Origin of the sequence: Staphylococcus sp. GDH8C109P, from assembly GCF_017893405.1 — a bacterium.
Classification (GTDB): Bacteria; Bacillota; Bacilli; order Staphylococcales; family Staphylococcaceae; genus Staphylococcus; species Staphylococcus cohnii.
This window is the reverse complement of record NZ_JAESMX010000027.1, coordinates 1-23,500: the sequence shown is the minus strand read 5'-3', so window position 1 is coordinate 23,500 and position 23,500 is coordinate 1. Positions and strand designations below refer to the sequence as shown.

Sequence of the window (23,500 nt, the reverse complement as noted above, 5' to 3'; positions counted from 1 at the left end):
ACAGTGGTTTTTAATCAACCTTTTACACTTCTTAATATGTAATAGCCTTTGCGTTTTTCTAATACTTCTACGTTACCAAATATATCTTCCATTTTTTTCTTCGCGGATGGCATACCTTGTTTTTTTTGAATAACAACATAAAGGGCGCCATTCACTTTTAATTTATCATACGCATCAACTAAGATGCTGTGAACTACCTTTTTTCCTGCTCTAATCGGTGGATTAGTTAGCACAAAATCAAAAGCATCATCCTCTACCTGTGATAATCCATCACTTTCCTTGATTTCAACATGCTCTAGATAATTTTGCTTTTTATTTTTAATCGATAAAGAAAGTGCACGCTGATTTACATCAACCATTGTAATTTCATGGTGTGGAGACACTTTTGCAATCATCAAACCAATCGGCCCATAACCACAACCAACATCTATAATTTTTTTAGTAGGACCCGGGGGATTTTCGTTTAAAAAAGTATTGATTAATAAATCTGAACCAAAGTCTATTTTCCCTTTAGAAAACACACCTGAATCAGTAACTAATTTTAAATCATAGTTTTTGTAGGAATACGTAAAAGGAAGTTCGTCGCTTTCTACTTCAGGATTTTCATCATAATAATGACTCATGACTACACCTCTTTTAATCTAATTTATCTTAGATTAATACTATACCCTCAACAAATTTTTGCAATAACAAAAATTTTATTCAGGATAGGTCAAATAAGATAAAACCCCGTTATATCGATAACGGGGTTTTCATTTCTCAAAGATTTCAGACTATCCATATTACATTTAAGATTAGCGTATCGAAATAGCTAATGTGTTAAGCTGCTTGGACAACCTTCAATATATAATTATGAACTGTTAGCCAGCTAGAATTATTTTAATTCTACTGTAGCGCCAACTTCTTCTAATGCTTCTTTAAGTTTTTCAGCTTCTTCAGTTGGTAAAGCTTCTTTGATTACTTTAGGAGCTCCGTCAACTAATTCTTTAGCATCTTTTAATCCTAAGCCAGTAGCTTCTTTAACAGCTTTAACGACTTTGATTTTAGATGATCCAGCTGATGTTAATTCAACATCAAATTCTGTTTTTTCTTCAGCAGCGTCTCCGCCACCTGCTGCACCTGCTGCTGCTACTGGAGCTGCTGCAGTTACACCAAATTCTTCTTCAATTGCTTTTACTAAGTCGTTTAATTCTAAAACTGACATTTCTTTAATTGCTTCAATGATTTGTTCTTGATTAGCCATTTTAATATTCCTCCATTAATTTTTATTAGTTTATTATGCGCAATTATTCAGCGCTTTCTTCGTTTTGTTCTTTATCTTCTCCAACAGCTTTAACTGCATAAGCGAAATTGCGTACTGGAGCTTGTAGTACTGATAAAAGCATAGAAACAAGACCGTCGTGTGATGGTAATGTACCAACTGTGTTAACTTCTTCAGCAGAAATAACACTGCCTTCCATAACACCTACTTTAATTTCTAAAGCTTTATGTTCTTTAGCAAATCCTGCTAATACTTTTGCTGGAGCAACAACATCTTCTGTTGAAGTAGCAACTGCAGTAGGACCTACTAAATGTTCATTTAAACCTTCTAAACCAACTTGATCAGCAGCACGACGAACCATTGTATTTTTTAATACTTTGAATTCAACGCCAGCTTCACGTAATTGTGAACGTAATTCAGTTACTTCTGAAACAGTTAGACCACGATAGTCAACAATTACAGTAGATACTGAATTTTTCAATGATTCAGCAATTACATCAACTTGTTGTTTTTTAGCTTCGATGATAGCAGACATTTAGACACCTCCATAGTTTTTTATTTGGTGCTTTTAATCTTGATTACAACTGCTAATTACATGAATTAACAACTTTATCTCAATAAAAAAAGCACTTTCTACCCGCGGCAAAAAGTGCTTGAAAGATCTAAAAATCTTCACGTTCAAGTCAATTTTAGCCTCGGTAGGATTATTTTTAAGTTATCACTAACTCCTACTGTCTTAGGTAAAATAATACATTAACCAATATAACTGGTTAAATGCAGTATGTCAATATATTTTTAAAGATAAGACTGAATCAATCTATTCAGTCTTATCAGCATTTATATTTAAGATTAAAGTTTGAAGCTAGAAGTATCGACTTTTACTCCAGGACCCATTGTTGTTGTAACAGCAACAGATTTGAAGTAAGTACCTTTAGCTGAAGATGGTTTCGCTTTAGTTAACACATCTTGTAAAGTTTTGAAGTTTTCAACAAGTTTGTCAGTATCAAATGATACTTTACCAATTGAAGCATGTACAATACCAGCTTTTTCAGCACGATATTCTACTTTACCTGCTTTGATTTCTTCAACTGCTTTTGTAACATCCATTGTCACAGTACCAGTTTTAGGGTTTGGCATTAAACCTTTAGGTCCTAATACACGACCAAGTTTACCAACTTCGCCCATCATATCTGGTGTAGCTACTACTACGTCAAAATCAAACCAACCTTGTTGAATTTGTTGAACATATTCACCTTCACCAACGAAATCAGCACCTGCTGCTTCTGCTTCAGCTGCTTTGTCTCCTTTTGCGAATACCAATACACGTTGTGATTTACCTGTACCATTTGGAAGTACAACTGCACCACGGATTTGTTGATCATTTTTACGTGTATCAATTCCTAAACGGAATGCTACTTCAACTGATGCGTCAAAGTTAGCGATACTTGTTTCTTTAGCTAATTCAACTGCTTCTTCAACACTATAGTGTTTTTGGCGGTCAATTTTATTAGCTACTTCTTGAAATCTTTTACTTTTCTTAGCCATTTCATGTCCTCCTTTAGTGGTTTTAGCGGAATTTCCTCCCACATTTACTCGCATTTGCAAGTTAAGAGCAGATAACAGAGAGGTTTTAATCGTATTTCATCTCAAGGAAACACTTCCTAAATAAATGACAATTTCCCTCTTATTACGACAATATTGAACACTTTGATCCTGTTTGTCATTTCTGTCATCTGCTTTATCGTCAATCTATGTTTTCAGTTAATTTTAATATTATTGAACAGTGATACCCATACTACGTGCAGTACCTTCGATAATACGCATAGCTGCTTCTTCGTCTGCAGCGTTTAAATCTTGCATTTTTTGGTTTGCAATTTCACGTACTTGATCTTTAGTTACTGTAGCAACTTTGTTTTTATTAGGTTCACCAGAACCTTTTTCAACGCCAGCTGCTTTTTTAAGTAATACTGGAGCCGGTGGAGTTTTTGTAATGAATGTAAATGAACGATCTTCATAAACACTGATTTCTACCGGAATAATTAAACCTGCATCTTCTTGTGTACGTGCGTTGAATTCCTTACAGAATCCCATAATGTTCACACCTGCTTGACCTAATGCTGGACCAACTGGTGGTGCTGGGTTTGCTTTACCTGCAGGAATTTGTAATTTAACAACTTTTTCTACTTTTTTAGCCACGATGTGCACCTCCTTGATATCGTGATGTGGTCACAGGACTCAGTTTTGTCCTCCCACTCTTCTACATTTCGTGACGAAATGAACGCTCTATGAGCGCGACCACAGTATTATAACATCTATTTAAATCATAAAGCAAGAGTAAAGTGTAACTTTTTTTATAGAACCCCTTATCATTTTAATGATTAGGGGTTCTTAATGCATGAGCCTTAGCTCAGGTATTCCTTACACTGAATCATTTTAGTGATTAGGAGTTCTTAATACATAAGCTTCACCCCAGTTACTCTTTCATTTAAATTACTTTAGTGATTGGGGCGTTTAATGCATATAAAGTAACATTTCTTACTCATGCACTTGCATTCACTCAAATAATCCTCTAACTAAATCATTCAGTCTCAATGGTCTATGCACACACGGACCATTCAACCTATATCATATGATTATAATTTTTCAATTTGATCGAATTCTACTTCAACAGGTGTTTCTCTACCAAACATGTCTACAAGAACTGTCAATTTAAATTTATCCGCTTCAATTTCTTGAACTTCACCAACTTGATTCGCAAATGGACCTGATTTGATTTTGACTTGTTCACCTAAATCTAATTCAACATCAATTGTTTTTTCTTTCATGCCCATTTGTTTCAAGATGAAACGTGCTTCTTCAGGCAATAATGGATTCGGTTTTGATCCAGCACCTGCTGAACCAACAAATCCTGTAACACCTGGTGTATTTCTGACAATGTACCATGATTCATCAGTCATGATTAATTCAACTAATACATAGCCAGGAAATGTTTTTTTAGTTAATGTTTTAGCTTTGCCATCTTTAACTTGTGTTTCTTCCTCTTCAGGTATAACCACTCTGAATATCAGTTCAGTCATATTCATAGATTCCACACGTTTTTCTAAATTCTTTTTAACTTTGTTCTCATAACCAGAATAAGTATGCACAGCATACCAACGCTTTGCGCCAACTTCCTCAGACATGTCGTCACTCCTATCTATTTAATTAACTCTATAACTCTACCAATACCTAAATCTAAGACATAGAAGAAGGCTAAGAAAAATACTACCGTTGCCACAACGATTACAGTATATTTAAATAATTCTTCTTTCGTTGGCCAACTTGTCTTTTCCATTTCTGACTTTACGCCTTGAAAGAAATTTTCTTTTTTAGCCATTAGCAATACCTCCGTATTAATTCGATTTTCTCATTTGCTTATACATACGACAAATTAAGCAAATACAATACTCACAACTAAATTGGAAGGTTATATTTACTCAATTACTTAATCTAATATACCGACATTATTTTGCTTCTTTATGAACTGTATGTGCGTTACATCTTGGACAATACTTCTTCAATGTCAATCTTGATGTAAGGTTACTTTGCTTAGGAACATTATAATTTCTATTTCCACACGTTTCACAACTTAATGGCACTTTTTTCATTTTACTTCACCTTACTCATTATAATACCAATCTACTATACATAACATCTCTGTCAATTGTCAATCTTCCACCATTGCTTTCTATTAACCCAAAAATCAATTAATACCTATCTATCACTGATTTTAATTCGAACACTTTGGGTTAAGTGCACGCTTCAATTTCAGTTTACATCTATGTATCGTATTGTAAACGATTTTAACATTTAGATTTAAGGTATAGGCAATTTCAGATGGTTTATAGTCATTTAAAATATAATTTATAATGCCTTGTTCTAGCTCTGTTAGTTTTTCAATGCTTTGATGCAGCATAGCCAGTGTTTCTTTTCTTAAAATAATTTCATCCGTTTGGCGCGCTTGCCTTAACATTTGGACACTAATTAACATTTCGTTTTCTAACAATCTTTGACGCCTTAAATCAGCTAATTTTTTTCTTATATAATCATTTTTGGTATTTTTGATAGTGCGATTTACATAATGTGCTAATGGGATTTCTTTCGAAAAATCGAATTGTCTTAACGCTTTGAATAATTTAAAAAGTATTTCTTGTTGTAGATCTTCTTTGTCATCTGGATGTATTGAAAAATGATTCAAACATTTCAAAATATAAGGTTGTAATTTCTCTAGTAAATCGATTAAGAAATAAATATCTTGCCATTTGCTTTTTGAGACTGGTGTTGGTTCTTGATGGTTTGTTCTTTGCAGCATACTTTAAAATCCTTTCATTAGGTTAAAGTTAGCATACAAAGTACTCTGTAAAAAAAGCAAGGGGACAATCTTCTTATTTATGATTGTTACCCCTTCTGATTTTTTCAAATTCTTCCAAAATTTCATTGGACAGCTCTATACGCGTCCGTGGTTTCTGCTCATTGAATCCTTCAAGCTTTTTTGAAACCGAAACTTCATTTTCTCTCAAATCCCTCCACATCTCTCTTGACGAGATACGATAAGCACCCGCACCAAATATGGCATGTTGTTCACTCATATCACTTGTTACCACTGTGATGTGTCTTGTATGTTTGTCATATAAATCATACACATATTTTTCTATAAAACTGTCTGCTGTTTCTTTTTCTTTAGTAAAGACAATCTTCACACCATGATACATATATTCTGACGACATGCCCGATTGTTCGTAAGCGTCAAACACACAAACCACCTCATCAGCTATGACTGCATTATAATTTGCAATCGCAGTTAGTAGCTGATCACGTGCTTCTTCCAAATTTTCTTGGGCTATTTGACTTAAATCTTGTGATTGGCCAATCATATTATAACCGTCAATAATCAAGAAACGATCCTTCATGATTTTTCTCCAATCTGATTACGTTTACGGTAGACTTCATACATCATTAAACTTGCCGCAACAGAGGCATTTAAACTATTTACATGCCCTACCATCGGAATGTTTATATAAAAGTCGCATTTATCTTTAGTAAGTCGGCTCATACCTTGCCCTTCACTTCCGATAACGATTGCTAATGGCATACCAGCATCCATTTCACGATAATCTGTTGAATTTTCCGCTTCAGTACCAACTACCCAGTAACCATGCTCTTTTAATGTTTCAATAGTATTCGCTAAGTTTGTAACACGCATGACAGGCACATGTTCAATCGCACCTGTAGATGCTTTTGCAACTGTCTGTGTGAGTGCAACCGATCGCCTTTTAGGAATAATGATGCCATCCACACCTGAAGCGTCAGCAGTTCTTAAAATCGATCCTAAATTATGGGGATCTTCTAAGCCATCCAAAATTAAAACAGTGGATAGTTTTTCGTTTTCCTTTTGTTGTGCTAAAAACGCATCAAAATCTGCATATTCATATGGTGCAATGTATGCAGCGACACCTTGGTGAGGTGCATCAGACAAACCATCTAATTTTGATTTTGGCACTGCTTGTACAATGATTTTGTTACTATTTGCCTTTTTTAAAATATCATTGATTTGTCCTTTTTTTACTGTATCCTGAATTAAAATCTTATTAATTGTATGCCCGGAAACAATCGCTTCTTTTACGGCATGACGACCTACGATTACAATCTCTTCCAAAGTCTCACTACCTTTCATCTACATTTTTTACGATGCATTCAAGTAACGAGTTGAGTCGTTCTTGATTTTTTTCTAGATATAAAAATCCGAGGATTGCTTCTAAACCTGAACTTTTTCGATAGGTTTGAATATCTGTGTTTTTGGCCTTAGTATAGCTCTTTGCATTTCTACCTCGACGCACGATATCTAATTCTTCAGCTGTAAACCAGTTATTTTCTAATAAGTACTCAAGCGATTGTGCCTGACTTTTTGCCGACACATAACGCTTAGCTTCTTGATGTAGACGATTAGGTTTCGCTTTTAACTTCAATATAATGTATTCTCTTACAAATTGATCTAAAACGGCGTCACCCATATATGCTAAAGTTAATGGATTTAATAACTTATTATTCATGTTACCCACGTTTGAATCTCACACCTTGTGGCGTATCTTCTAAAATAATATTTTGTTCTTTTAACTGGTCACGAATTGCGTCTGCACGTGCAAAATCTTTATTTTTTCGCGCATGATTTCGTTCTTCAATGAGCGCTTCGACATCTTCATCTAATAATTCATCATTGTTTGATGCTTTTAAAGGAACACCTAAAACATCACTAAATATTTGATAAACTTCTTTAAAACGTGCAATCACTTTGGTAGATGTCGTATTTTCCAAGACGTATTTATTCGCTAGTTTTGATAAATCATACCAAGCTGTGATGGCATTAGCAGTATTGAAATCATCGTTCATGACTGTTTCGAACTGATCTAATATTTGATTGATTTCATCAATATATTGGTCTTGCGCTTCAATATTAGTTGCAATTGCTTCTCGCTCTTCAAGGGATTGATAACTATTACGAATACGTTCTAATCCACTTTTAGCTGCCCCAACAAGCTCCATGTTATAGTTAATCGGACTTCTATAATGTACACTAATCATGAAAAAGCGTAAGACATCTGGGTCGATTTCTTTAATAATGTCATGCACTAAGACAAAGTTGCCCAATGACTTACTCATTTTTTCATTATCTATATTGATGAAACCATTGTGCATCCAATAGTTTGCGAATGGCGCATGGTTATGTGCTTCTGATTGAGCAATTTCATTTTCATGGTGTGGAAATTGTAAGTCTGTACCACCTGCATGGATATCAATTGTTGCACCTAACTCGTGATAAGCCATCACTGAACACTCAATATGCCACCCTGGTCTACCTTTGCCAAATGGACTATCCCAACTAATTTCATCTGGTTTCGCCTGTTTCCATAATGTAAAATCTAGTGCATCTTCTTTTTGTTCCCCTTGTTCAATACGTGCGCCTACTTTTAAATCATTCAACGACTGATGACTTAATTTACCATAATCTTCAAATTTACGTGTTCTGAAATAAACGTCGCCACCACTTTCATATGCGTAGCCTTCTTCTATAAGTTCTTTTATAAATTTAATAATATCGTCCATATGATTCATGACTCTTGGATTTGAAGTTGCTTTTTTAACATTTAATGCACCCACATCTTCATAAAATGCATCGATATAGCGATTAGCTATTGTATTTACTGGTTCATTTAATTCTTTGGAACGTTTTATTAATTTATCATCTACGTCCGTAAAGTTTGAAACATAAATCACTTCATAACCTTGGTACTCAAGATATCTTCTAACAACATCATAGTTAATTGCAGGTCTTGCGTTCCCAATATGAATGTAATTATATACCGTTGGTCCACAAACATACATCTTAACCTTACCTGGTTCTATTGACTTAAACGTTTCTTTTTGACGCGTAAGTGTATTATATAATGTAATCATCTTGAATCTCTCCATTTCTTGTTTTCTCAAGTTGTTTCTCTAATTGTTTTAATTGCTCATAAATTGGGTCAGGTAAATTACGATGATCAAATGTTTTACCAATTCTTCTTCCGTCTTGTTTTACGATATGTCCTGGTATGCCGACTACTGTAGAATAGCTAGGTACCGAGTTCAACACTACGGAATTCGCACCAATATTAACATTTGAATTAATTTTAATATTACCCAGTACTTTTGCTCCAGCTGCAATTAGTACGTTGTCTCCAATGTCAGGATGACGCTTTCCTTTTTCTTTACCAGTTCCACCTAAAGTAACACCTTGATAAATTGTGACATTATCACCAATCCTACATGTTTCACCTATTACTACGCCCATACCGTGATCAATAAATAAACGCTTGCCAATTTGAGCGCCTGGATGTATTTCTATCCCTGTAAAGAAGCGTGTAATTTGAGAAATCAATCTTGCTAACACATATTTTTTCTTTTTATATAAAGCATGTGCAATTAAATGACTCCACACTGCATGTACTCCGGCATAAGATGTAACCACTTCTAATGTCGTACGTGCTGCTGGGTCTTGCTCAAACACCATATTTACATCATCTTTGATTCTTTTCAAAATTTCAAACAAGGTTGCGACCTCCTTATTAAAAAAGCACCTCCAACATCATATTGTTAGAGGTGCTTTGCACGGTTCCACTCTTTTTTAATAAGTTGATTCCTCAATCACGTAGCAATACAACTTATATTAACTCATTTACATTATTTAATTCATCAAACTAAAGGTGCATTCAACAATGTTTGTGTTGTGCTCACAGCGACCGCACACTCTCTTGACACATACCATTGCATACTAATCCTTTAGCCAATTCACATATTATAATAGTTGGTAAATTGTAATTTTTCAAGTGTTATATCTTTAAGCCTTTTTATTCACACTATGCATTAAAGGTATTTTTTCAAACGGTTCAACACTTTGTCTTTACCTAAAACTTCAATTGTATTTGGTAGCTCTGGTCCATGCATTTGTCCAGTTACAGCTACACGTATCGGCATAAACAATTGTTTGCCTTTGATGCCTGTTTCTTTCTGAACTTCTTTAATTGTTTTTTTAATTTCAGCAGCTTCAAAAGGTTCTAAAGCTTCTAATTTGCCATATAAATGGTTCATAAGTTCAGGAACTTGTTCACCATCAACAACTTCTTGCTCATCTTCACCTAATGTTTGTTCATCTCTGAAGAAAATTTCAGATAACGGAACAATTTCTCCAGCATAACTCATTTCTTTCTGATAAAGTGCAATCAGTTTACGACCCCATGCTTTATCTTCTTCAGAAGGGTTTTCAGGTAATAATTCCGCTTTAACTAAATGTGGAAAAGCAAGTTCAAATACTGTTTCAGTATCTTTTTGCTTCATATATTGGTTGTTAATCCAAGCTAATTTTTGTTTATCAAAAAATGCAGGTGATTTAGATAAACGTTTTTCGTCGAAGATTTTGATAAATTCTTCTTTAGAATAGATTTCATCTTCGCCTTCAGGAGACCAACCTAACAACGTAATAAAGTTAAATAATGCCTCAGGTAAGTAGCCTAAGTCTCTATACTGTTCAATAAATTGAAGTATTTGGCCATCACGTTTACTTAATTTTTTGCGTTCTTCATTTACAATCAATGACATATGCGCAAATCTTGGTGGTTCCCAGCCAAACGTGTCATAAATCATTAATTGTTTTGGTGTATTAGAGATATGGTCGTCACCACGTATAACGTCTGAAATTTCCATGTAATGATCATCAACAGCTACAGCAAAGTTATATGTTGGTATACCGTCTTTTTTGACAATTACCCAATCTCCCATATTATTTGAGTCAAATGAAATTTCACCTTTAACCATATCATCGAATTTATAAGTTGTATCTTTTGGAACGCGAAAACGAATCGATGGTTTACGTCCTTCTGCTTCAAATTGTTGATGTTCTTCTTCAGTTAAATGTGCATGCTTACCGCCATAACGTGGCATTTCACCACGCGCAATTTGTTGTTCACGTTCTGCTTCTAACTCTTCTTCTGTCATATAACATTTATATGCTTTATCTTCATCTAATAATTGTTGGATAAGTGGATTATATATTTCAGCGCGTTCTGACTGACGATAAGGACCATAACCTTTATCCTTATCTACTGATTCGTCCCAATCAATGCCTAACCATTTTAAGTTATCGAATTGTGATGATTCTCCGTCTTCTAAATTACGTTTGCTATCCGTATCTTCTATACGTATTACAAAATCTCCATCATAATGTTTAGCAAATAAATAGTTAAATAATGCAGTTCTTGCATTACCAATATGCAAATAGCCTGTTGGACTTGGCGCATATCTAACTCTTACACGATTACTCATTATGTTCACTCCTGTTTAAAATTTTTACGATTTAATTTTATTTTTTCATCTTAACTGTGTTTTCCCATAAAATAAACAACGCTTATGTCAACACGAATCCAATGAAGTTCATATTAAAAAATAAGGTTTCAGCATTTAAAGTATATTGCTTGTTCGCTTACTTATAATATCATAGCTCATCATTTTTTAAAGCATTACTATATTAAAATCAAACATTTCTTTGTTTTTAAATTCTACAGTATAATCTAAATATAGTAATACAATTTCGCTATCTATTGTAGCACTTTAAAGCTGATTATGATATTACCGCGCTTAAATTTAATTGCTTATATAAGAATTCTTTTACATCTTCTCTATTTAGTGTTTTACGCTAAAAAAGGTTTCATGTGAAACTGTAACTGTTGTTGCTACATTTCAAATGAAACCTTCACTTCAATATCAATATATTTTTTTCGCGAAAATAATGCGTCCAGAAGATGTTTGTAATAAACTGACGACTTCTAAATCAACGTGCTCACCAATATGTTTTTTAGCATTATCTACGACAACCATAGTACCATCTTCTAAGTAACCCACTGCTTGTCCGGCTTCTTTACCCATCTTAGTTAACAATAAGTTAAGTCGATCACCTTGATGAACCGTTGGCTTAATGGCTTCTGATAAATCATTGACATTAAGTACTTGAATACCCTGTATATGACAAACTTTATTTAAATTAAAATCTGTAGTAATAATTTGAGCTCTATAATGGAGCGCTATTTTAATTAACATTGCATCTATATCACTATGTGATTTTGTCGGTTGTATAATACGTGTAGGGTGTTGTGCATCATGTAATGCATTTAGCATATCTAAACCTCTTTGCCCTTTTTCTCTCTTCACGCTATCGTTCGCATCTGCAATGACTTGCAGTTCATTAATCACACCTTGCGGAATTAGGATTTCTCCATCTACAAAACCACATTCCAAAACATCTAAAATACGTCCATCTATAATTGCACTCGTATCAATCACTTTTGGCATCGCATTACGTGTGTTCATAGCCATAGAACGCGTCATGTTTTCTGGCAAAAACAAAAGCATTTCATCACGCTTACGTAAACCAAATTGAAAACCTAAATATCCCAATATAATTGTAACAATGATTGGTACAAAATGATTTAACACATTGTTGCCAATAATTTGGAAAATAAATGATATCATTACGGAAATAAGCAACCCTATAATGAGTCCAATTGTAGCAAACAATATTTCTATCGCACTTTGACGCATAATCATTTGTTCTAGATCTTTCATTGCTAAAGTTACCTTTTTAATAAACCATCCAAAGATTACAAAAAATAGTATAATCCCTAATAGCCCATTGAAATAATTATTTGTAAGTAGCATGAAATGACTCAAACCAGCATCTGCAATAATTTCTGGAATAAGATACACGCCTAAACTTGCACCCAATATAATATAGCACAAGATTACAATGAGTCTTATCATGTTCAAATGCTAACGCTCCTTTCGCATGAAAGCTATTTTGATTACATGAGCCATGTAATCATTTAAATATATGTTGTTGATTAATGTTTTGTTAAGGCATATTTTAATGCCTCGTGCACATTTGTCACACCAATGACTTTAATATTGCTAGGAAATTCCCAGCCTCCTATATTAGATTCAGGAATAATAATACGTTTAAAACCTAGTTTTTCCGCTTCTTGTACACGTTGTTCAATGCGTGAAACACGTCTCACTTCTCCAGTTAAACCAACCTCACCAATAAAACAATCTAATCCATCTACAGTTAGATCTTTAAAACTTGAGGCTGTAGCAACAATGATTCCTAAATCGACAGCAGGTTCTGTTAACCTTACGCCACCAGCCACTTTAATATAAGCATCCTGTTGTTGCAGTAAATAATTCTCTTTTTTTTCTAATACAGCCATCAACAAACTTAAACGGTTGTGATCTATTCCTGTAGCCATACGTCTAGGGTTATTAAAGGTTGTTGGCGTTACTAAAGCTTGAACTTCAATTAATAACGGTCTTGTACCTTCCATAGTAGACACGATAGTCGAACCTGGAACATTTGTAGAACGTTCTTCTAAAAACATTTCTGAAGGGTTTTTAACACCTTTCAATCCACTCTGCTTCATTTCAAAAATACCCATTTCATTCGTAGAGCCAAAACGGTTTTTCACCGCTCTTAAAATACGATAAGCATGATGCTCATCACCTTCAAAATAAAGTACCGTATCTACCATATGTTCTAACAGACGAGGCCCTGCAATCTGACCTTCTTTCGTTACATGACCAACAATAAAAGTGGCAATATTTAGTTGTTTAGCTATATTCATCAAGCTCTGTGTACTCTCCCTCACCTGAGATACTGAACCGGGCGCAGAGCTGATTTCAGGGTGAAAAATAGTCTGTATAGAATCTACAACGAGCAAATCAGGCTTCAACTGTTTAACTGTCTCATGTATCACTTCTAAATCTGTTTCTGCAAATACATTTAAATTACTTGAGTCTTCATCTAATCGATCCGCTCTTAATTTTGTTTGGTTTAATGATTCTTCACCAGTTATATATAAAACATTTTTATCTTGTGATAATGCAGCACATATTTGTAACAATAGTGTTGATTTACCGATACCTGGATCGCCACCAATTAACACAAGAGAACCATTTACAATTCCGCCACCAAGCACGCGATTAAATTCTGCTGAATTCGTTTTAATACGTGGTGTTGTCTCATGCTTGATATCATTTAACTTCTGTACTTTGGCAGTATTTTCACGACTACGCACACCATGTTTTGGGCTTGTCGTTTTCTGTTCTATGATTTCTTCCATTTGATTCCATCCACCACAGTTAGGACATTTCCCCATCCATTTAGGCGACTGGTAACCACATGCCATACATTCAAAAACCACTTTCTTTTTGGCCAAAACTGCACCTCCATCTTTATTGAACAAATCTATTTTATACCTATGTTTATGTAAAAACAAATTTTATTTACAAATGATTTATTTTGATATTTTATATGCTAAATAAATAGCTTTATATTGTAATATATAAATGAATATATTGCAAAAATCTATTTTTTTAAAATAACACTATTATGTCTATAGCACCATCAAAAAGATATACTTTATTGATAGCCAAACGAGATACAAGCTAATATCATATTTCTTCATCATACTGTATCACATTTACTTAATTAAAAAAGCGTTTCTCAAGCTATATATAAATGCTTGAGAAACGCTTTGGCACTATTACCTATATTTATCTAATTTTATGATTCAGAAGTTTCTTTTTCTTTTTTCTCTTCTGTTCTATCTTTAATATCATATTTATATTCTTTACCGTCATGATCGATATAAACATTTTTACCTTCGATTTGGTTGCCGTCTAAGATTAACTCACTCAAGTTATCTTCAATTGTTTTTTGAATTTCTCGAATCAGTGGTCTTGCACCATATTCTGGGTCATATCCTTCTTTAGCGATGCGTTCTTTAGCTGCATCAGACACGATAATATCGATATCTTGTTCTGATAAACGATCTGTAAGTTTATTTACCATCATCGTCACAATTTCTTTCAATTCATCTTCAGAAAGTTTGTGGAATACAATGATGTCATCTACACGGTTTAAGAACTCTGGACGGAAAGCATTTTTCAATTCTTTCATCATTGTCTTACGGATTGATTCATAATCTTGTCCTTCAGATGCGCCACCAAATCCTGCAAAACGTTGATCTTGTAATTCTTGAGCACCAACGTTAGATGTCATAATAATCACAGTATTACGGAAATCTACTTGACGACCTTTTGTATCTGTTAGATGTCCGTCATCTAATACTTGTAACAAGATATTAAATACATCAGGGTGCGCTTTTTCGATTTCATCAAATAATATAACTGAATATGGTTTACGTCTTACTTTTTCAGTTAATTGACCGCCATCATCATGACCAACATAGCCTGGAGGTGCTCCTACTAAACGGCTGACAGCATGTTTTTCCATGAACTCACTCATGTCTACACGAATCATTGCATCATCTTCACCAAACATTGTTTCTGCTAATGCACGTGCTAATTCTGTTTTACCGACACCTGTAGGTCCTAAGAATATAAAGCTACCAATTGGTCTCTTAGGATCTTTCAATCCAGCTCTTGCACGTCTCACTGCTTTACTGATTGATGTCACTGCTTCTTTTTGACCAATAACACGTTTATGCAAGGTATCTTCCAAGTTAAGCAAGCGATCAGATTCTGTTTCATTAATTTTTGTTAACGGAATACCAGTCCAACCAGCAATCACTTCACCAATATCATCTTCAGATAAGGATGTGTTCGCACCGTTTTGGCTATTTTTCCAATTATTGTTTGCTTCTTCGTATTGTTTTTCTAATTTAGTTTGTTTATCACGTAAATTAGCTGCATTTTCAAATTCTTGTGCGTGTACTGCTGCATCTTTTTCATTTTTCACTTGTTCAATTTCTTGTTCCAACTCTTTTAAGTTTGGTGGTGTAGTATGACTTTTTAGTCTTACTTTTGAACTTGCTTCATCAATTAAGTCGATAGCTTTATCTGGTAAGAAACGATCAGACACATAGCGATGACTTAATTTCGCTGCTGATTCTAAAGCTTCATCAGAGATGTTAATGCGATGATGTGCTTCATAGCGATCACGTAAACCTTTTAAGATTTCAATTGTATCTTCAACAGTTGGTTCATCTACTTGAACAGGTTGGAAACGACGTTCTAACGCTGCATCTTTTTCAATGTTTTTACGGTATTCATCTAATGTAGTCGCACCGATACATTGTAGTTCACCACGTGCCAATGCTGGTTTTAAGATATTTGATGCATCGATAGCACCTTCTGCACCACCCGCACCAACTAATGTGTGTAGCTCATCAATGAAAAGAATGACGTTACCTGCTTGGTGAATTTCTTCCATAACTTTTTTCAGACGTTCTTCAAATTCACCACGATATTTCGTACCAGCAACGACTGTTCCCATATCTAATGACATCACACGTTTACCTTTAAGTGTTTCAGGTACTTCATTATTAACAATTGCAAGTGCTAAACCTTCAGCAATTGCTGTTTTACCTACACCCGGTTCCCCAATTAATACTGGGTTGTTCTTAGTACGTCTGCTTAATACCTCGATTACACGCGTAATTTCTTTATCTCTACCAATGACAGGATCTAGTGTGCCGTCATTAGCAATTACTGTTAAATCACGTGCAAGACTATCTAATGTTGGCGTATTATTAGATTTATTTGCCTGCGCATTTTTATTACTCATTTCAGGACTTCCTAAAGCTTTCACTACTTGAGCGCGTGCTTTAGTAATGTTTAAGTCTAAATTAGCAAAAACACGTGCAGCCACACCTTCATTTTCTCTAATTAAGCCAAGTAATATATGCTCTGTGCCGACGAAGTTATGGTGTAGTTTTCTTGCTTCATCCATTGATAACTCAATAACTTTTTTAGCACGAGGTGTGTAATGTAACGCACCCATTTGTTCTTGACCGTGGCCAATTAATTTTTCAACTTCTGTTACTACTTTTTCTTCAGTAATATCAAAAGATTCCAACACTTTTGCTGCAATACCTTCTGGTTCCTTCATTAAACCTAAAAGTAAGTGTTCTGTTCCTATATTTGAATGATTTAAGCGAATTGCTTCTTCTTGAGCGTGTGCCAATACACGTTGTGCACGTTCTGTCAGTCTACCAAATAACATAGCATGACCTCCTAATTTATATGTTCTCTTAATATATCTGCTCTTTTTTCGTTAACTGTTCTATCATCTTCATCATCTAATAAGAATGGCGATTGAATTGCAACCATCAACTCATTAAATTTGAAGTCTTCTAAATCAATATAGTCTAAGTCTATCCCTAATTTTACTTCACTTAATCTAAATGATGCTTCTTCCATAGATATTAGTCTACTATATTTTAAGATACCTAACGAACGATATACTCTATCTAAAGTTTCAATTTTATTATGCTTGCTTAGTCGTTCGCGAATTTGCATCTCTTCATTAATAATTTGTTGTACTACTTCAGTTAAACTTTCAATAATTTCTTCTTCTGTTTTTCCAAGCGTCAGTTGATTGGAAATTTGATAAATGTGACCATATACTTGAGAACCTTCACCATAGATACCTCTTATCGTGAATCCAAAACGATTTATCGTTTGAGCGATTCTATTCATCCGCTTCATAATCGTAAGTCCAGGTAAATGTAACATTACGCTTGCTCTCATACCAGTACCAATATTTGTCGGACATGTAGTTAAATAACCAAGTGTTTCATCAAAACTCACATCTAATTCACTGTCTAGTGTGTCATCCAATGCTGAGGCTCTTTCGTATAGTGTTTGTAATGATAAATCATTACCCATGGCTTGAATTCGTATATGATCCTCTTCATTAACCATAACGCTTAAAGATTCATCTTCATTTAAAAGTACTGCAGCAGCAGGTCTCTTTATTAACTCAGGACTAATAAGATGTTTCGCTACAAGTTTATATTTGCTCTGCTGATCCATCGTGTCTAATCTCTGTATAAACATGTTAGGAAGCGCATCTTGAACTTCGTTTATCACTCTATTACCATCTTGTTCTGACGCAAACATCAAAGGGTGTACATGATTTTCTAAATTTCTGGCTAAACGCAATCTCGAAGACATTACGATTGGACTTTCTGCTTCGTCTCTCATCCACTCACTAATGTGCGTGCTGATATCATTTTTACTCATCATGTTTCACCTCGCTGTCTTCTTTTAATGCTTTAATTTCATCTCTAACAACAGCAGCTTCTTCAAAATTTTGTTCTTCAATCAACTGATTTAAATAAGATGTTTTCTCTTCTATTTGTTTTTTTAAAGCTAACTTTCTATGTGAAGAGCGCGGTGTTTTTCCAGTGTGTTCGATTTGACCACCTTGTACACGTCGTACAATATCGACAATGTCATCTTTAAAAGTTGCGTAGCAGTCTGCACAGCCAAATTTACCAACATGCGCAATATCTTTTAAAGTCATTTGACAAGTAGGACATCTCTTCTCTTCTTTAAATGCAATTTCATCGAAATCAATACCGTGTTTCGCTGCTAAATGTTGTAATATTTGTTTTACAACAAACGCCCCTTCAATGTCATCTTGTGACTGCATTTGTTGGTTTTGGGTCCACGGGTTACCGCCTTGTGCGCATGTAGCACAAACCCATTTTTCATGTACACCGTCTTGTCCTTTAACTGCTAACTTTACTTCTGCTTCATTTAAATGACAATTTTCGCACAGCACGACTAAACACCTCTCTTAATTTCTTTAATAATAATTTATTACATGTAATATTCGTTTCACTATATTAGCACGTATAATATCTCTTGATAATACATCCATTTTCAAAGTTTCTCTATCAATTACAGCGTAAATCATTTTTGCTTCGCGCTCACTAATATAAGCTTTATCTAACAAACCATCTATGATGTAATATGCTTGCTGTTGTGAAATAGATGGCCCGATGAGTTGAAGTAAATGATTAATGTAACCTGTTTCATCTTTGTTTTCAATTTTAGTGATTCGAATATAACCACCGCCACCTCTTTTACTTTCTATTTCATAACCATGTTCATTTGTAAAACGTGTTTTGATTACATAGTTTAGTTGAGAAGGCACACAGTCAAATCGCTGTGCAATATTGGCACGTTGAATTTCAACAACGTCTTCATTGGTGTCTTCAAATAATTTTTTAATGTACTGTTCTATGATGTCGGACATGTTATGCATGATTATCACCTCTTTTGACCTTCTTTGACTATATTATATGACCAACTTTGACCTTTTTCAACCAATATGTTTTAAAATTTTTCGTTTTTAGATGTAAGTAAGCACTTGTTTATTGTATTATAGGAATTAAGAAAAAATTTAAAGGGATGAATTATTATGCATATTATTATCGGTTTAATTGGTATTGCTGTGTTTATTGGGTTAGCTTTCCTCTTTAGTTCTGACAGAAAAAATATTCGCTGGCAATACATTGGGTTATTACTCGTAATACAACTTGTATTTGCGTTTATATTATTAAAAACAAAATTTGGTATTACGGTCATTGGTGGCATTTCAGATGGCTTTAATTATTTATTAGCTAAAGCTGCTGAAGGTGTCAATTTTGTATTTGGTGGATTTGAATTTGTAGATCCTGAAAATCCCCCATTCTTCTTTAATGTATTATTACCAATTGTTTTTATTTCAGCATTAATTGGTATCTTACAGTACACAAAAATATTGCCGTTCATTATTAATTATTTAGGTTTAGCTATTTCTAAAGTAAACGGTATGGGGCGCTTAGAATCATATAATGCGGTGGCAGCGGCAATTTTGGGACAATCAGAAGTTTTCATTTCGCTCAAAAAAGAATTAGCACTTATCCCTAAACAACGTCTTTATACATTAACTGCTTCCGCGATGTCTACAGTATCAGCTTCTATTATAGGTGCTTATTTCACATTAATTGAACCCAGATATGTAGTTACAGCTGTAGTATTAAACTTATTTGGTGGGTTTATCATTGCTTCTATTATCAATCCATATAAAGTAGATGCAAAAGAAGATAAATTAATTGTTGAAGAAAGTGAAACAGAAAAACAATCCTTCTTCGAAATGTTAGGGGAATATATTTTAGATGGGTTTAAAGTTGCTGTAATTGTAGGTGCGATGCTTATCGGTTATATAGCAATTATCGCTTTGTTAAACGGTGTTGTGAGTGCAATTTTCACTGGAATTTCTGGTGGAAGTATTACATGGGATTTCCAAACTTTGATTGGATTTATTTTTGCACCATTAGCATTTTTAATTGGAGTACCTTGGGACGATGCTGTTCAAGCTGGTTCGATTATGGCAACAAAATTACTATCTAATGAATTTGTGGCCATGCAAAGTTTAAATGAAGTTAAAAATATCAGTGACCACGCTAAAGGTGTAATCTCTGTATTTGTGGTTTCTTTTGCTAACTTTAGTTCTATTGGTATTATATCCGGTGCAATCAAATCACTTAACAATGAAAAAGGTGATATGGTAGCTCGCTTTGGTTTGAAACTTTTATTTGGTGCAACACTTGTATCATTTATCTCAGCAGCAATCGCAGGTTTCTTTATCTAATTAAATTGAAAATAAGAAAAAACAGGTCAATCCATTTTGGAGTTGACCTGTTTTTCTTGCGTTGTACTAAACTTGCTCAATTCTCGTAGGTGCTACAATATGTTCAATGAAATATTGCGTTACGCGATAATCTTCTGTTAATTCCGGATGGAAAGATACACCTAAATAACGGCCTTCTTGAACTGCTACAATTTTCTCACTAACTGTGCTCAATATCGTAGCATTGCCATGTACTTCTACAATATGTGGTGCTCTGATAAACACACCTTCTATATCATCTGCTATACCAGAAATATTTAAATGACTTTCAAAACTATCCACTTGTCTTCCAAACGAATTTCGTTGAACTGTAATATCTAATTTATTAAGATATCCTTCTTCTTCAACAATATCCTTTGCCATAACTATAAGTCCTGCGCAAGTTCCGAACATAGGTAATTCAGATTGTTGTAATGCTTCTTTAAACCCATATAAATGCATTAAACGGCGTAACGTTGTCGATTCACCACCTGGAAGTATAAGTCCATCAATTTCGTCTAATTGTTCCACATGTTTAATGGCAATACCTTCGTGGCCACTTAATTCAATATGCTTCAAATGTTCTCTCACGGCACCCTGTAAAGCTAAAACACCTATTTTCATATTACCAACCACGCTCTTGCATACGTTCTTCTAGTGATAAATCATTAATGTCTAAACCTTTCATTGCTGTTCCTAACTCTTTAGCTAATCTACCAATCAATTCATAATCTTGATAATGTGTCGTAGCCTGTACAATTGCTTTTGCAAATTTTTCAGGATCTTCTGATTTAAAAATACCAGAACCAACAAATACGCCATCTGCACCTAATTCCATCATCAAAGCAGCATCTTGTGGTGTTGCTACACCACCCGCTGCAAAATTCACAACTGGTAACTTGCCATTTTCTTTAATTGATTTTAATACATCAAAAGGTGCACCTATATTTTTAGCTTCTGTCATAATCTCATCATCATTCATTACTGTTATACGGCTTACTTCACTATTAACTTGTCTAATATGTCTAACAGCTTCAACAATATTACCAGTCCCAGGTTCACCTTTTGTACGTAACATTGCCGCTCCTTCGCCTATACGACGTGCTGCTTCACCTAAATTACGACAACCACAAACAAATGGTACTGTAAAAGTATCTTTGCGTAAGTGAAACTCTTCATCAGCAGGCGTTAAAACTTCTGATTCATCAATATAGTCAACACCCATTGCTTCTAGTACACGTGCTTCTGTTATATGACCAATACGTCCTTTTGCCATTACAGGTATAGAAACAGCATTCATTACTTCTTCAACAATTTTAGGATTGGCCATTCTAGCAACGCCACCCGCCGCTCTAATATCTGAAGGAACACGTTCTAATGCCATTACAGCAACTGCTCCTGCTTCTTCCGCGATTTTCGCTTGTTCAGCATTGACAACGTCCATGATGACGCCGCCTTTTTGCATTTCAGCCATTCCTCTTTTAACTCTTTCTGATCCAGTAAATTTAGACATTTTATTTACCCCTTTACTTAGTTGATTAAATTCATTTTAAAAGATAAACTGGTATTTAAAAAGGTACACTTTTGAAATAATTTAGGAGGTCAGTTTATTGTCTAAAAATCATCTTTATATCAATTTATACGAAAATTTAAAACAACAAATCATTGAAGGACAATATGAGTCTGAAGACAAATTTCCATCTAAACGTGTGTTAGGACAACATTTATCTGTAAGTAACACGACAATAGAACACGCATATCAGCTACTATTAGATGAAGGATATATATATTCTAAACCACGTTCGGGTTATTTTGTTTCAGATATAGAAACGCTTCCTATTGTCACAAGAAACCCAGATCAATTCTATGTACATAATCACTCAAAAAATAATCACGATGCAGTACAGTCAAACTATTCATTAGCATTTAATTTATCTGAAATTGATGCTGAATATTTTCCTATGAAACAATTTAGAAAATATGCAAAAGATGCCTTTGAAGATGAAGAAATTAATTTACTACAACATGCTAATTTAAAGGGAGAAATATCATTAAGACAAGAAATTGCGCATTACTTATTTAATAGTCGTGGCGTTAACTGTCGACCTGAACAAATTATCATTGGCTCTTCAACAGAACAGCTTATAAACCTTTTAACTGACATTTTAAATGATGGTCGATTTTTAATAGAAAATCCTAGCTACCCACCTATTAAGCAGGTATTAGATAAAAAGCAAATTGCTTATCTTCAAGTACCAGTAAATAGTACAGGTATAGAAATAGATTACTTTGAGAAATCAAATAATAATATCGCATATGTCACGCCATCACACCAATTTCCAACAGGCTATGTCATGAGTTTAAAAAAAAGAACTCAACTTATCACTTGGGCACAACAAAGCCCTGATAGATATATCATTGAAGATGATTATGATTCTGAATTTCGCTACTTCGGCAAACCCATTCCTGCTTTACAAAGCCTTGATACTAAAGACAAAGTAATATATATAAGTACCTTTTCCAAATCTTTATTTCCAAGCTGTCGAATTGCATATTTAGTTTTACCAAATAATTTACTATCAAAATATGACAAGTTAGAAAACAAAGAAGGAAATACAGTACCTGCGCATACACAAAAAATAGTTTCGCACTTTATGAAATCAGGTAGTTTTGAAAGGCATCTCAATAAAATGAGAAATGTTTATCGTCATAAATTAACAACAATTTTAAATGCATTAGCACCCTATCAATCACAATTAACAATAGATGGTGCTTTAGCGGGTATGCATTTTACACTCACTGTCAAAAATCATTTGACTATGAAGCAATGCTTAGAACGTGCAAAGGCAAACGATTTAAAAATAATCCCTTTTAACAAATATGATAGTGATCAAAGCAAAGTTAAATTCATACTAGGCTTCGGTGGCATCCCGATATCACAACTCAAAACACATACAGATGCACTGATTAAATCATTAACGGTCTAGTATGAATTTCTTTGCTAGGTTTACTACTGACTAAAATTTCAGAATAATAAAGTACCACTAACTCAATTTATTAAGCTAGTGGTACTTATGCATGCGTATTAACTCATGTTTCAGCACTTCGAACTGGAAGTTAAGCTTCTTTTGACATAAAAAAAGAGACCTCTC

25 protein-coding genes and 1 other annotated feature are annotated in these 23,500 nt (G+C 34.2%); of the genes, 2 read left to right on the top strand and 23 right to left on the bottom strand.

Annotated features, from left to right (window positions below; genetic code table 11):
• Positions 1–14 precede the first annotated feature (14 nt).
• The 21 genes from KA867_RS12705 to KA867_RS12605 all read right to left on the bottom strand — a co-directional run bounded on the left by KA867_RS12705 (position 15) and on the right by KA867_RS12605 (position 18,959).
• Entirely contained in the window at positions 15–623 is a 609-nt protein-coding gene (locus KA867_RS12705; RefSeq protein ID WP_210138259.1) for a class I SAM-dependent methyltransferase, read from the bottom strand.
• 251 nt (positions 624–874) lie between these two features.
• The gene (gene rplL / locus KA867_RS12700; protein ID WP_046207683.1) at positions 875–1,243 is read right to left on the bottom strand and encodes a 50S ribosomal protein L7/L12; all 369 of its coding nucleotides are present in this window, start codon (positions 1,241–1,243) and stop codon (positions 875–877) included.
• Positions 1,244–1,286: 43 nt separating this feature from the next.
• Positions 1,287–1,796, bottom strand: a complete 510-nt coding sequence (gene rplJ / locus KA867_RS12695) for a 50S ribosomal protein L10 (protein WP_019468571.1) — start codon at positions 1,794–1,796, stop codon at positions 1,287–1,289.
• 76 nt (positions 1,797–1,872) lie between these two features.
• Positions 1,873–2,020, bottom strand: a sequence feature (ribosomal protein L10 leader region).
• A 90-nt stretch (positions 2,021–2,110) separates the two neighbouring features.
• A complete protein-coding gene (gene rplA, locus KA867_RS12690; protein ID WP_210138258.1) occupies positions 2,111–2,806 on the bottom strand; it encodes a 50S ribosomal protein L1 in 696 nt (231 codons plus the stop codon).
• Between the two features lie 228 nt (positions 2,807–3,034).
• Positions 3,035–3,457 carry a 50S ribosomal protein L11 gene (gene rplK / locus KA867_RS12685; RefSeq protein WP_019468573.1) on the bottom strand — a complete coding sequence of 141 codons (423 nt, stop codon included), beginning with the start codon at positions 3,455–3,457 and terminating at the stop codon, positions 3,035–3,037.
• 437 nt (positions 3,458–3,894) lie between these two features.
• Positions 3,895–4,443: a transcription termination/antitermination protein NusG gene (gene nusG, locus KA867_RS12680; RefSeq protein WP_107384250.1), complete on the bottom strand. Its 549-nt coding sequence runs from the start codon at positions 4,441–4,443 to the stop codon at positions 3,895–3,897.
• A 14-nt stretch (positions 4,444–4,457) separates the two neighbouring features.
• Entirely contained in the window at positions 4,458–4,637 is a 180-nt protein-coding gene (gene secE, locus KA867_RS12675) for a preprotein translocase subunit SecE (protein WP_019468575.1), read from the bottom strand.
• 127 nt (positions 4,638–4,764) lie between these two features.
• The gene (gene rpmG, locus KA867_RS12670) at positions 4,765–4,908 is read right to left on the bottom strand and encodes a 50S ribosomal protein L33 (RefSeq protein ID WP_071560108.1); all 144 of its coding nucleotides are present in this window, start codon (positions 4,906–4,908) and stop codon (positions 4,765–4,767) included.
• 122 nt (positions 4,909–5,030) lie between these two features.
• Positions 5,031–5,612, bottom strand: coding sequence for a sigma-70 family RNA polymerase sigma factor (locus KA867_RS12665; RefSeq protein ID WP_210138257.1), 582 nt, complete (start codon positions 5,610–5,612; stop codon positions 5,031–5,033).
• Positions 5,613–5,685: 73 nt separating this feature from the next.
• Positions 5,686–6,210, bottom strand: coding sequence for an NYN domain-containing protein (locus tag KA867_RS12660; RefSeq protein ID WP_019468577.1), 525 nt, complete (start codon positions 6,208–6,210; stop codon positions 5,686–5,688).
• Positions 6,207–6,956, bottom strand: coding sequence for a 23S rRNA (guanosine(2251)-2'-O)-methyltransferase RlmB (gene rlmB / locus KA867_RS12655; RefSeq protein WP_210138256.1), 750 nt, complete (start codon positions 6,954–6,956; stop codon positions 6,207–6,209). Before rlmB ends, KA867_RS12660 begins: the two co-directional genes overlap by 4 nt.
• 7 nt (positions 6,957–6,963) lie before the next feature.
• Positions 6,964–7,350, bottom strand: a complete 387-nt coding sequence (locus KA867_RS12650; protein WP_210138324.1) for a Mini-ribonuclease 3 — start codon at positions 7,348–7,350, stop codon at positions 6,964–6,966.
• Between the two features lies 1 nt (position 7,351).
• Complete coding sequence (cysS, locus tag KA867_RS12645; RefSeq protein WP_210138255.1) at positions 7,352–8,752, bottom strand: cysteine--tRNA ligase; 1,401 nt, start codon at positions 8,750–8,752, stop codon at positions 7,352–7,354.
• Complete coding sequence (gene cysE, locus KA867_RS12640; protein WP_037539884.1) at positions 8,736–9,377, bottom strand: serine O-acetyltransferase; 642 nt, start codon at positions 9,375–9,377, stop codon at positions 8,736–8,738. Before cysE ends, cysS begins: the two co-directional genes overlap by 17 nt.
• Positions 9,378–9,700: 323 nt before the next feature.
• Complete coding sequence (gene gltX, locus KA867_RS12635; RefSeq protein WP_210138254.1) at positions 9,701–11,155, bottom strand: glutamate--tRNA ligase; 1,455 nt, start codon at positions 11,153–11,155, stop codon at positions 9,701–9,703.
• A gap of 438 nt (positions 11,156–11,593) precedes the next feature.
• Entirely contained in the window at positions 11,594–12,652 is a 1,059-nt protein-coding gene (locus KA867_RS12630) for a PIN/TRAM domain-containing protein (protein ID WP_210138253.1), read from the bottom strand.
• Between the two features lie 74 nt (positions 12,653–12,726).
• A complete protein-coding gene (gene radA, locus KA867_RS12625; RefSeq protein ID WP_019468584.1) occupies positions 12,727–14,097 on the bottom strand; it encodes a DNA repair protein RadA in 1,371 nt (456 codons plus the stop codon).
• A 347-nt stretch (positions 14,098–14,444) separates the two neighbouring features.
• Positions 14,445–16,907, bottom strand: coding sequence for an ATP-dependent Clp protease ATP-binding subunit (locus KA867_RS12620; protein WP_210138252.1), 2,463 nt, complete (start codon positions 16,905–16,907; stop codon positions 14,445–14,447).
• A gap of 11 nt (positions 16,908–16,918) precedes the next feature.
• Positions 16,919–17,929 (bottom strand): protein arginine kinase, encoded by a 1,011-nt coding sequence (locus KA867_RS12615; protein ID WP_210138251.1) that lies wholly within the window; start codon positions 17,927–17,929, stop codon positions 16,919–16,921.
• Positions 17,922–18,473: a UvrB/UvrC motif-containing protein gene (locus tag KA867_RS12610; RefSeq protein WP_019468587.1), complete on the bottom strand. Its 552-nt coding sequence runs from the start codon at positions 18,471–18,473 to the stop codon at positions 17,922–17,924. The genes KA867_RS12615 and KA867_RS12610 overlap by 8 nt, the downstream gene beginning before the upstream one ends.
• A 24-nt stretch (positions 18,474–18,497) precedes the next feature.
• Positions 18,498–18,959 (bottom strand): CtsR family transcriptional regulator, encoded by a 462-nt coding sequence (locus KA867_RS12605; RefSeq protein ID WP_019468588.1) that lies wholly within the window; start codon positions 18,957–18,959, stop codon positions 18,498–18,500.
• Between the two features lie 156 nt (positions 18,960–19,115).
• Here KA867_RS12605 and KA867_RS12600 point away from each other — a divergent pair, with 156 nt between their 5' ends.
• Positions 19,116–20,330, top strand: coding sequence for a NupC/NupG family nucleoside CNT transporter (locus KA867_RS12600; protein WP_210138250.1), 1,215 nt, complete (start codon positions 19,116–19,118; stop codon positions 20,328–20,330).
• Positions 20,331–20,396: 66 nt separating this feature from the next.
• On the opposite strand, the gene pdxT is transcribed toward KA867_RS12600, so the two are convergent.
• The gene (gene pdxT / locus KA867_RS12595) at positions 20,397–20,972 is read right to left on the bottom strand and encodes a pyridoxal 5'-phosphate synthase glutaminase subunit PdxT (RefSeq protein ID WP_210138249.1); all 576 of its coding nucleotides are present in this window, start codon (positions 20,970–20,972) and stop codon (positions 20,397–20,399) included.
• Position 20,973: 1 nt separating this feature from the next.
• Positions 20,974–21,861 carry a pyridoxal 5'-phosphate synthase lyase subunit PdxS gene (pdxS, locus tag KA867_RS12590; protein WP_210138248.1) on the bottom strand — a complete coding sequence of 296 codons (888 nt, stop codon included), beginning with the start codon at positions 21,859–21,861 and terminating at the stop codon, positions 20,974–20,976.
• A gap of 97 nt (positions 21,862–21,958) precedes the next feature.
• On the opposite strand from pdxS, the gene pdxR reads away from it, so the two are divergent.
• Positions 21,959–23,335 carry a MocR-like pyridoxine biosynthesis transcription factor PdxR gene (gene pdxR, locus KA867_RS12585; RefSeq protein ID WP_210138247.1) on the top strand — a complete coding sequence of 459 codons (1,377 nt, stop codon included), beginning with the start codon at positions 21,959–21,961 and terminating at the stop codon, positions 23,333–23,335.
• Positions 23,336–23,500: the final 165 nt, after the last annotated feature.